At 75.8% G+C, this 11,146-nt stretch carries 3 protein-coding genes; all 3 read left to right on the top strand.

Annotated elements, in window-relative coordinates; all coding sequences use genetic code 11:
• Positions 1-2,697: SDR family NAD(P)-dependent oxidoreductase (locus ACTWPW_RS60660; RefSeq protein ID WP_443174486.1), on the top strand; the 2,697-nt coding region annotated here is incomplete at its 5' end.
• 29 nt (positions 2,698-2,726) lie between these two features.
• Positions 2,727-7,556: a beta-ketoacyl synthase N-terminal-like domain-containing protein gene (locus ACTWPW_RS60655; protein WP_443174485.1), complete on the top strand. Its 4,830-nt coding sequence runs from the start codon at positions 2,727-2,729 to the stop codon at positions 7,554-7,556.
• A gap of 11 nt (positions 7,557-7,567) precedes the next feature.
• The gene (locus ACTWPW_RS60650) at positions 7,568-11,116 is read left to right on the top strand and encodes a type I polyketide synthase (protein ID WP_443174484.1); all 3,549 of its coding nucleotides are present in this window, start codon (positions 7,568-7,570) and stop codon (positions 11,114-11,116) included.
• Positions 11,117-11,146 lie beyond the last annotated feature (30 nt).

Genomic DNA, 11,146 nt, shown 5'->3' with positions numbered 1-11,146 from the left:
CTGCTGTCCCTGGCTCAGGCGTGGGTGCTGGGCGCGCCGGTGGCCTGGCCGCTGGTGCTGGGTGATGGACCGGCCCCGAGTGGGCAGCCTCCCACCTACGCCTTCCAGCGCGACCGCTACTGGATCGGCGACGGGCCGGCGAGCCGCCGTCCGACCGGGGCGGGCATCGACGGATCGCGGCACCCGCTGCTCAGCGCGGTCGTGTCCGTGGCCGACGACAGCTTCGTGTTCACCGGCCGGCTCTCGCGCGGGATCGCGCCCTGGCTGGCCGACCACGCGGTGGAGGGCGGCGTCCTGCTGCCCGGAGCCGCCTTCGCCGACCTCGCCCTGGAGGCCGCCGCCCACGCGGACTGCGAACGCCTCGACGAGCTGATCATCGAGGCCCCCCTGTTCCTGCCCGACACGGGCACGGTCACCGTGCAGGTCACCCTCGGCCCGCCCGACGCCGGAGGGCACCGCCCCATCGCCGTGTTCTCCCGCGTCGCGGACACGGACGGCTGGCAGCGGCACGCCTCCGGCACCGTCGCCGAGACCGGAGACGACGCCCCCCGGTACGGCTGGGCCACCACCTGGCCGCCCCCCGCCACCGCCGTGGACCTCGCCGGCGGGTACGAGCGCCTGGCCGAGCAGGGCTACGAGTACGGCCCCGCGTTCCAAGGGCTGCGCGCCCTGTGGCGGGCCGGCGAGGACCTGTACGCCGAGGTCGCCGTGCCCGACGGTGTGGACGTGACCGGCTACGGCATCCACCCCGCCCTCCTCGACGCCGCGTTCCACCCCCTGGTGCTGTCCGGCGACAACGAGGAGCTGCGCCTGCCGTTCGCCTTCCGCGGGGTCCGGCTGCACGCCACGCAGGCCCAGGCCCTCCGCGTACGGGTGACCGTCACGGGAGAGGACGCCGTCGTGGAGGCGGCCGACGCGACCGGCTCCCCGGTGCTGTCGATCGACGCCCTGCGCACCAGGGCCGCCGCCCCCCGCGCCGCCGTCACCCGGACCCCCGTGACCCCGTACGGCGTGGACTGGGTGGACGCCGGCACCGTGGCGGCCGGGGCTCCCATGCCCGTCGTCATCCCCTGCGTGAGCGAACGGCCGGACGTGCCCGCCGCCACCAGAGAGCTGACCGCCCGCGTCCTGGACGCCATCGCCGCGCAGCCGGACGACGTCCCCCTCCTGTTCGTCACCAGGCCGGGTGACCTGGCCGGGGCGGCGGTGCAGGGGCTGGTGCGGTCGGCGCAGTCGGAGCAGCCGGGCCGGTTCGTGCTGGCCGAGGCGGAGGACGGGTACGCCGACTGGGCCAGGATCGCGGCTGTCGGCGAGCCGCAGGTCCGCGTACGCGAGGGCAAGCTCCTCGTGCCCCGCCTGACCCGCCGCAAGGCCGCCACCGAGCCCCAGCCGGACGTGCCGGGGACCGTGCTGGTCACGGGCGGCACCGGTGGCCTGGGTGCCCTGGTCGCCAGGCACCTGGTGGAGCGGCACGGGGTGCGTGACCTGCTGCTGGTGTCGCGGCGCGGTGCGGAGGCGCCGGAGGCCGGGAAACTGGTGGCCGAGCTGGAGGGCCTCGGGGCGCGGGTCGCGGTGGCGGCCTGCGACGTGTCCGACCGCCACGCGCTGGCGGCGGTGCTCGCCCCGGTGTCCCTGGCAGGTGTGGTGCACGCGGCCGGGGTGCTGGACGACGCGCTGGTGGAGGACCTGACGCCGGACCGGCTGGAGTCGGTGCTGGCGCCGAAGGCCGACGCGGCCTGGCACCTGCACGAGCTGACGCGCGACCGGTCGTTGTCGATGTTCGTGCTGTTCTCCTCGCTGGCCGGCGTGCTGGGCAACGCGGGGCAGGGCAACTACGCCGCCGCCAACGCCTTCCTGGACGCGCTCGCGACACACCGCCACGACCAGGGACTGCCGGCGGTCTCGGTGGCCTGGGGCTTATGGGACGCCGCCTCCGACATGACCGGCGGGCTCAGCCAGACCGACATGGCCAGGCTGGCCCGGGCCGGCATCGCCCCGCTGACCGCCGAACAGGGCCTCGGGTTGTTCGACGCGGCCCTGGCGAGCGCCGACCCGATCATGGTGGCCGCCCGGTGGGACAGCGCGGGACTGCGTACCAGGGCCGAGAACGGCGACCTGCCCCCGGTGCTGCGCGGCCTCGTCCGCGGACCCCGTCAGGCGGCGGCGTACCAGGCCCGGCCGGCCTCCGCCACCCTGGCCGAGCGCATGTCCTCCCTGCCCAGACCCGACGCGTTACGCCTGCTCACCGACACCGTGCAGGCCCACATGGCCGCGGTGCTGGCCTACGGCAGCGCCGACAGCGTCGAGATCGACCGTCCCTTCAAGGAGCTCGGCTTCGACTCCCTGACCGCCGTCGAGCTGCGCAACCGGCTCAACACCGACACCGGCCTGCGGCTCCCCGCCACGCTCGTCTTCGACCACCCCACCGTCGCCTCGCTCTCCGAGTACCTGTACAGCGCCCTGGCCCCGCCGGAGGTCGCGCCCGAGGACACGCTCCGCTCCGCCCTCAGGCGGATCGACCAGGTGCTCGAGCACGCCAACGGAGACGCGGCGGCCATCCGGGACCGTCTCGTACCGATCCTGGAGGGCGCGCTCAGCAGGCTCGGCAAGGCACCGGCCACCCCGGATGGCGTGCAGGGCCAGATCGACTCGGCTTCCGACGAGGAGATCTTCGCCCTCATCGACAACGAACTGTGACCACGACCGTGACCGGAAAGGCACTCCCGATGGGGACCGAGGAAAAGCTGCGTTCCTACCTCAAGCGCGTGACCGTCGAACTGGCCCAGACCCGCCAGCGCCTCACCGAGCTGGAGGAGCGCCGCCGCGAGCCCATCGCCGTCGTCGGCATGGCCTGCCGCTACCCCGGCGGCGACACGGTGGAGGGCTTCTGGGACCTGCTGCGGCGGGGCGGCCACGCGGTGCGCGAGGTACCGCCCTCCCGCTGGGACATCGACGCCTACTACAACCCCGAACCGGGCGTCCCCGGCGGCATGTACACCAGGTACGGCGCCTTCCTCGACGACGTCTCCGGCTGGGACGCCGAGTTCTTCGGCCTCTCGCCCCGCGAGGCGCTGCGCATGGACCCGCACCAGCGGCTCCTGCTGGAGCTGGCCTGGGAGGGCCTGGAGAACGCCGGCATGTCGCCCTCCCGCCTGGCCGGAAGCCGTACAGGCGTGATGGTCGGCTACATGGACACCCTCCAGTACGGCAGGCTGCAGATCGAGCGGCAGGGCGACACCGCCGTCTCCGACCCCTACCTGGGGCAGGGCGCGGTGGCCAGCGTCGCGGCCGGGCGCATCGCGTACCAGCTGGACCTGATCGGCCCCACCATCACCGTGGACACCGCCTGCTCCTCGTCGCTGATCGCGATCCACCTGGCCGCCGAGAGCCTGCGCAGGGGCGAGTGCGACCTCGCCCTCGCCGGCGGCGCGTCCCTGGTCCTGCACCCCACCACCTACCTCCAGGCGTGCGCCGGTCTGATGATGTGCCCCGACGGCCTGTGCAAGACCTTCGACGAGCGGGCCGACGGCTACGTCATGGGCGAGGGCGGCGGCATGCTCGTGCTGGAGCCGCTGTCCAGGGCGCTGGCCAACGGCCGGCGCATCCGGGCCGTGCTGCGCGGCTCCGCCGTCAACCAGGACGGACGCAGCAACGGGCTCACCGCCCCCAGCCGCCGCGCCCAGACCGACGTCATCACCCGCGCCCTGGCGGCGGCGCGCGTGGACCCCGACGAGATCGAGTACGTCGAGGCGCACGGCTCCGGCACCCACCTGGGCGACGCCATCGAGCTGTCGGCGCTGCACGACGTCTTCGGCCGCCGCGCGCCGCACCATCCCCTCCGGGTGGGCGCGGTCAAGACCAACATCGGCCACACCCAGGCCGCCGCCGGGGTGGCCGGGGTCATCAAGACGATCCTGATCCTCGAGAACGGCCTGATCCCGCCCAGCCTCAACCTGGACACCCCCGCCGTGGCCATCCCGGAGGACGGCAGCGTCCAGCCGGTCACCGCCGCCCTCCCCCTGCCGGACCGGGACACCCCGAGACTGGCGGGCGTCAGCTCCTTCGGCCTGTCAGGCACCAACGCCCACGTCATCCTCCAATCGGCCCCCACCCACCTGTCCGGAACGTCGCCGCTCGCCCCCCGGGAACCCGATGCCCCGGCCGAGGACGCCACCGTCGCGCGTGGGCAGGTGCTGACCGTGTCGGCGGCCAGTGCCGCCGCGTTGCGGGAGCAGGCGGCGCGGCTGGCCGACTGGCTGGCCGAGCGGCCCGGCACGGCGCTGGAAGACCTCGCCCACACCCTCCAGACCGGCCGCGCCGAGCTCGACCACCGCCGCGCCCTGGTCTGCGCCGACCTCGACGAGGCGGTACGGCGGCTGCGCGCCACCGCCGAGAGCGCCGGCGGCCGCCGGACCGGGACCCGGCAGCGCCTGGCCTTCCTGCTCCCCGGAGTCGGTGACCAGTACGCCGGTCTCGGCCGCGAGCTGTACGCCCGGGAGCCCGTCTACGCCGAGGCCGTCGACCAGTGCGCCGACCTGGTCCACCAGCGCTCCGGCCTGGACCTGCGCCCGTTCTTCCGCACCCCCGCCGCCGAGCGCCCCGCCGACCTGGCGACCCTCCTGGGCCGGGGCGGCGACGCGGCCCCGGCCGACGACCCGCTCGCCCACGCCACGGTCGCGCACCCCTTCCTCTTCACGGTCGAGTACGCCCTGGCCCGCCTGCTCAGCCACTGGGGCATCACCCCGCACCTGCTCATCGGGTACAGCCTGGGCGAGTACGTCGCCGCCTGCCTGGCCGGGGTGTTCTCGCTGGAGGACGCCCTGCACGTGGTCATCGAGCGGGCCCACCTGATCAGCGCGGTGCCCGCCGGCCGCATGGTCGCGGTCGCCGCCCCCGAGCAGCCCATCCGGGCCGCCCTCGCCACGGCCGGGGTCGAGGTGGACGTCGCCGCGCTCAACGGCCCGGCCATGACCGTGCTCAGCGGCCTGCCCGCCGAGATCGAGACGGCGACCGCCGTACTGACCGGGGAGGGCCTGGCCTGCCGGCCGCTGCGCTCCACCCACGCCTTCCACTCGGTGCTGCTGCAGCCCGCGCGGGAGAAGCTGGTCGCGGTGCTGGAGACGGTCCGGCGGAACGAGCCCGCCATCACCATCGTGTCCAACCTCACCGGCCGGCCGCTCACCGCCGAGCAGGCCACCGGCACCTCCTACTGGGCGGACCAGCTCGTCAGCACGGTCCGCTTCGCCGACGGGGTACGCCACTGCCTGGACCAGGACGTCACCGCGTTCGTCGAGCTCGGACCGGGCCAGACCCTGGGCGGGCTGGTCCGGCAGAGCCTGACCGGCGGGTCCGACACCGCCGTGCTCGGGACGCTGCCGCCGTACTGGACGGCTGGGCAGCCCAGGGACGCCCACGACGAGGTGCTCAACGCGTGCGCCGCGCTCTGGGAGCTGGGAGCCCGGGTCAGCTGGGAACGCACCCGCCCCGCCGGGGGCCGCGTGCTGAGCCTGCCGACCTACCCGTTCCAGCGCACCCGGTTCTGGCCCGAGCACGATGAACACGCCCAGCGGACCGGACCGGCGCCTGCCGGGACGGCGGTCGTCACCGAGCCCGCCGACTTCACCTTCGTCCCCACGTGGCGGCGGGACCCGGCCGCCGGCGCCCTCCCGGCCGGCCTGAGCCTGCCCGGCCCGCTCGTCGTCTTCGCCGACCCCGAGGGCGTCGGCTCGGCCCTCGCCGACCTGGCCGCCGCGTCCGGCACCCCCGTGGTCGAGGTGGTGGCCGGGGACGGGCCGCGCCGCGAGGGCCGCCGCCTGACGATCGACCCGGCCGTGCCCGAGCAGTACGCCGAGGTGTTCGCCGGGCTCCCGGCCGGCCCGGTGCACGTGGCCCACCTGTGGAGCCTGGCCGCCGCCTCCGGCCTGCCCGACGACGACGAGCTGCGGGAGGCGGTCGGGCACGGCTTCGACAGCCTCATGCTGGCCCTGCAGGCGCTGGACGACCGGCCCGCACGGCTGCTGACCGTGAGCCGGGGAGCGACCGAGATCCTCGGCGGCGACGTCCCCGCTCCCCACCAGTCGCTGGCGCACGGCCTCGGGCGTGCGGTCCGGCACGAGTACGCCGGGCTGACCTGGAGCGGCGTGGACCTCGACGCCGAGGCGGGCTCCTCCGCCACCGTCACGGCCGCGCAGCTCGCCCACGAGCTCCTGACCCCGCCGGTGGAGGACGCCGGCTCCGAGGTCCCGGACCCGCTGACCGGATGGCGGCGCGGCCGCCGCTGGGTACGCGGCTGGACGGAGGTCCCCGACCAGGCGCCACCGCCCCGGACCTGGCGACCGGACGGCGCCTACCTGATCACCGGCGGCACCCGCGGCCTCGGCATGGCCCTGGCCAAACACCTGGCCCGAGCGGGCGTCCGCCGCCTGGCCCTCCTCAGCCGCACCCCGATCCCCCGCGACGAGGCGAAGGCGGGGGCGGACCCGATCGCGCCGGCCGCCGGCGATGAGGCGGGGGCGGACCGGGTCGGGCGGACGTTGCGGGACGTGGCCGAGCTGGAGGCGGCGGGGGTCGAGGTGCTGCTGCTCAGCGCCGACACCGGCGTGCCAGGGCAGCTGCGCGCGGCCCTGCGCCGGGCCCGCGAGCACTTCGGCGGCCTGCACGGCGTGATCCACGCCGCCGGGCTCCCCGCCGGAGGCATGCTGCGCCGCCGTACCGTCGCCGAGGCCGGGCGGGTGCTCGCGCCCAAGGTGCTCGCCATGGGCCCGCTCGCCGAGCTGGTCAGCGCCCGCACCCCCGCCGAGGAACGGCCGGAGCTGCTGGTGCTCTACTCCTCCGCCGTCACGGCGTACGGCGGCGTCGGCGAGGCCGACTACTGCGCCGCCAACACCCTGCTCGACGCGTACGGCCAGGCGCTGGCCGCCACCGCCCCCTCCACCCGGGTCGTCTCGGTCGCCTGGGGCCCGTGGCAGCACGACGTCTGGCAGGCCGAAGGGCTCAGGACGACCGGCGGCCTGGCCGACCGGGTGGCGGACTACCGCGCCCGCTACGGCTTCGCCGACGACGCCGGATGCGCGCTGCTCGGCCGGATCGCGACCGGGGGCCACGGCAGCGTCATGGCCGTCAGGCAGCCGCTGGACGAGGTCCTGCGCGCCTGGTCCGCCATGCTCGACCTGGACGACCTCGTCGGGGCGGCCGCCGTGCCCCGGGGGGAACGCTTCCCGCGCCCGATGCTGCGTACCGACTACGCGCCGCCGCGTACGGAGCCCGAGGCCAGGATCGCCGACCTGTGGGGCGCCTACCTCGGCATCGACCAGGTCGGCGTGCACGACCCGTTCTTCGAGCTCGGTGGCAACTCCCTGCTCGGCATGGCCATGGTGCTGGCCCTGGAGAAGGAGCTCGGCCGCCCGGTCGCGCCGGCGGTGCTGTTCGAGCACCCGACCGTCGCGGAGTTCGCGGCGGCGCTCGACGGAGACGGCGCGGCCGCACAGGAGGCGCTCACCACCAGTTCGGCGCGGGGGCAGCGGCGACGCCGGGCCCGTTCCAGCAACCGGAAATGAGGACGGTAGACGTGAACGACGACATCGAAAGCCCGGGCACCGACATCGCGATCGTCGGGATGTCCGGCCGCTTCCCCGGGGCGTCCGACGTCACCGAGCTCTGGTCGGTCATCCGGGCCGGGGCATCCGGGATCACCCGTTTCACCGACGACGAGCTCCGCGCCGCGGGGGTGCCGGACGAGCTGCTGGCCGACCCCTCGTACGTGAAGGCCGGCCCGGTCATCGACGGGGTGGAGCTGTTCGACGCGGCCTTCTTCGGGTTCAGCCCCAAGGAGGCCCAGATCCTCGACCCGCAGCACCGGCTCTTCCTGGAGCACAGCTGGGCCGCGCTGGAGGACGCGGGCTGCGACCCCAAGCGGTTCGACGGCTCGATCGGCGTGTTCGGCGGCTGCGCGCACAGCTCCTACCTGCAGAACAACCTCGTGCCCAGCGGCATCGGGGCCGTCATGGGCGAGCTGGCGCTCGGGCTCGCCAACGACAAGGACTCCCTGACCACCCGCGTCGCGCACGCCCTGGGCCTGTCGGGCCCCAGCTACGGCGTGCAGAGCTACTGCTCGACCTCGCTCGTCGCGGTGTGCGCGGCGGCCTCCAGCCTGGCCGGCTTCGAATGCGACCTGGCGCTGGCCGGGGGCGTCGCGGTCAACGTGCCCCACCGCGTGGGCTACGTCTACCAGCCCGGTGGCATCGCGCCGCCCGACGGCGAGTGCCGCGCCTTCGACGCCGGAGGGCTCGGCAGCCCCCTCGGCAGCGGCGTCGGCGTGGTCGCGCTGCGGCGGCTGGAGGACGCGCTCGCCGACGGCGACCAGATCTACGCGGTCATCCGCGGCTGGGCGGTCAACAACGACGGCGGGCGCAAGGTCGGCTTCACCGCCCCCGGCGTGCAGGGCCAGGCCGCCGTCATGGCCGAGGCGCTGGCCAGCGCCGACCTGACGGCCGCCGACATCGACTACGTGGAGGCGCACGGCACCGGCACCTCGCTCGGCGACGCCGCCGAGCTGGCCGCGCTGCAGCAGGTGTTCCGCGGCCAGTCGCTGCTGATCGGGTCGGTCAAGACCAACCTGGGCCACCTGGACCGGGCGGCGGGCGTGACCAACCTCATCAAGGCCGCGCTCTCCCTGTGCCACGACGAGATCCCGCCCACGCTCAACCTGGCCGAGCCCAACCCGCAGCTCGCCGGGGGCGAGGCCGACCTCAGCGTGGTCACCGCCCTGCGGAGCTGGCCGCGCGAGGCCGGGCGCACGCGCCGGGCCGGAGTGAGCGCGTTCGGCATCGGCGGCACCAACGCCCACGTGGTGCTGGAAGAGGCGCCGCTGGTGCCCAGGACGCAGGAGCCGGCCCGGCCCGAGCCGCTGGTGTGGTCCGCCCGGATGGCCGCGGCCGCCGACGCGATGACCGACCGGCTCGCCGCCCACCTGGCCGGCGACGGCAGCGGGCACCCGCTGGCCGACGTGGCCCACACCTTGCAGGCCGGCCGTCAGGTGTTCGGCCACCGCAGGATGCTGGTCGCCGCCACCCCCGCCGAGGCGGCCGAGGGCATGCGGAACGCCGCCGTACTGGGCCGCGCCGAGAGCCGCGCCGACCGGCCCGTCGCCTTCCTCATCGCCGGGACCGGCGAGCAGTACCCGGGCATGGCCGCGGAGCTGCACCGGTCGGAGCCGGTCTTCCGCGCCGTGCTCGACGACTGCCGGGCCGAGCTGCGCCGCCTGACGGGCGGCACCGACCCGCTCACGGAGCTGCTGGGCCCGCGCCAGGCGGGCTCCGGCCGGCTCGACCGGCTGCTCGGCCGCGCCGCCGCCCCCGACGCGGCGACGCCGACCGCCGTGCTGCAGCCCGCGCTGTTCGCGGTGGAGTACGCGCTGGCCAGGCTGGTGCTGTCGTGGGGGATCGAGCCCGCCGCGCTGGCCGGGTACAGCCTCGGCGAGTACGTCGCCGCCACCCTGGCGGGCGTGCTGTCCCTCAAGGACGCCCTCGCCCTGGTCACCTACCGTGCCCGCCTGATCGGTGAGCTGCCCGAGGGCCGGATGAGCGCGGTGCCGCTGGCCGCCCCCGACATCCAGGACCGGCTGCGCCGGGCCGGGATCACCGGGGTGGACGTGGGCGCCGTCAGCGGGCCCGAGCTGACCGTGCTGTCCGGCGAGCCGGAGGGCATGCTGGCGGCCGAGGAGCTGCTGGCGGCCGAGTCGGTGCCCTGCCGCCCGCTGGCCACCACGCACGCCTTCCACTCCCGGATGATGGAGCCGCTCCGCGACCGGCTCACCGCGTGGATCGCGGAGAACGTCACGCTCCAGGCGCCCCGCATCCCGTACGTCTCCAACGTCACCGGCGAGCCGGCCACCGCCGAGCAGGTGACCGACCCGGCCTACTGGGCCGAGCACATGTGCGCGGCCGTCCAGTTCGACGGCGTCCTGCGTACCCTGCTGGGCCACGACGGCGACGCGGCGCTGCTGGAGATCGGGCCGGGGCAGTCGCTGGGCGCGATGGCCCGCGGCCACCGCGACTGCCCGCCCGAGCGCTGGCCGCTGATCGTGGCCACGCTGCCCGGCGCCGACGACCCCCGCCCGGCCCCGGCCGTGCTCGCGGAGGCGGCGGGGCGGTTGTGGCTGGCGGGCGTGCCGATCGACTGGTCCGGCTACCGGCAGGACCGGCCGGTGGCCAAGGTGGGCCTGCCGACCTACCCGTTCCAGCGCGAGCGCTACTGGGTGGACGGCCCGGCCACCGCGCCGCTCCCGGCGGTCGCCGAGTCCCGGCCCTCGCACGTACGGCTCATGACTCCCCGCTGGACGCCCGCCCCGACGTCGGGCGACGCCGCCGAGCCGGAGGGGCGCTGCGTGCTGCTGGCCGGCCGCGCCGAGACCGCCGAGGCGCTGGCCCGCACCCTGCGCGCCACCGGCACCGAGGTCGTGACCGTGCTGCCGGGCGACTCCTTCACGGAGACGCCGGCGGGCCTCACCATCGACCCGGAGTCGGCGGCCGACCACGACGCCCTGGCCCGCCGCCTGACCGACGCCGCCGTCGTCGTAGACCTCCGCCTCCTCGACCGGCCGGCCGACGACAGCCCCGACGGCAGCCCCGACGGCAGGCTTGACGACGGGTCCGACAGCGGACCCGCCGACGGGCGCTCGGACGGGCGCTCGGCGGGATCGGCGGACGGGCGTGACACCCTGCTCCCGGTGGCCCGGCTGCTGCACGCCTGGGGCGAGGAGGGCGGCGACAGCACCCGCGTCCTGCTCGCCACCCGGGGCGGCCAGGCCGTGGCCGGCGGCGAGATCCCCGCTCCCGGGCAGGCCGCCGTCGCCACCCTCCCCATGGTCGCCAACCAGGAGTACCTCACCCTCGACTGCACTACGGTCGACCTCGCCCCCGACTCCACCCCGGAGGCCGCGGCCGAGGCCCTGGTCACCGAGATCCGCCACCGCGGCGACGACGCATTCGCCGCCTACCGCGCCGGCACCCGCCTCGTCCGCACCTACACCGAGGCCGAGCCGGCCGACTGCCCGGACCACGCCACCGGCAACGGGGCCGAGACCGGGCATCTCGCCGGAGCCGGGCACCTCGACTAGGCTGGGTGTCTGGCAGGGGGTGGGTTGGAG

Origin of the sequence: Nonomuraea sp. KM90 (genome assembly GCF_052246675.1) — a bacterium.
Taxonomy (GTDB): Bacteria; Actinomycetota; Actinomycetes; order Streptosporangiales; family Streptosporangiaceae; genus Nonomuraea.
This window is presented reverse-complemented; position numbering and strand designations above follow the sequence as displayed.

Excerpts from the sequence above, each read along its gene's own strand:
- ACTWPW_RS60655 (WP_443174485.1), top strand. The coding sequence starts at position 2,727 with ATGGGGACCGAGGAAAAGCTGCGTTCCTACCTCAAGCGCGTGACCGTC.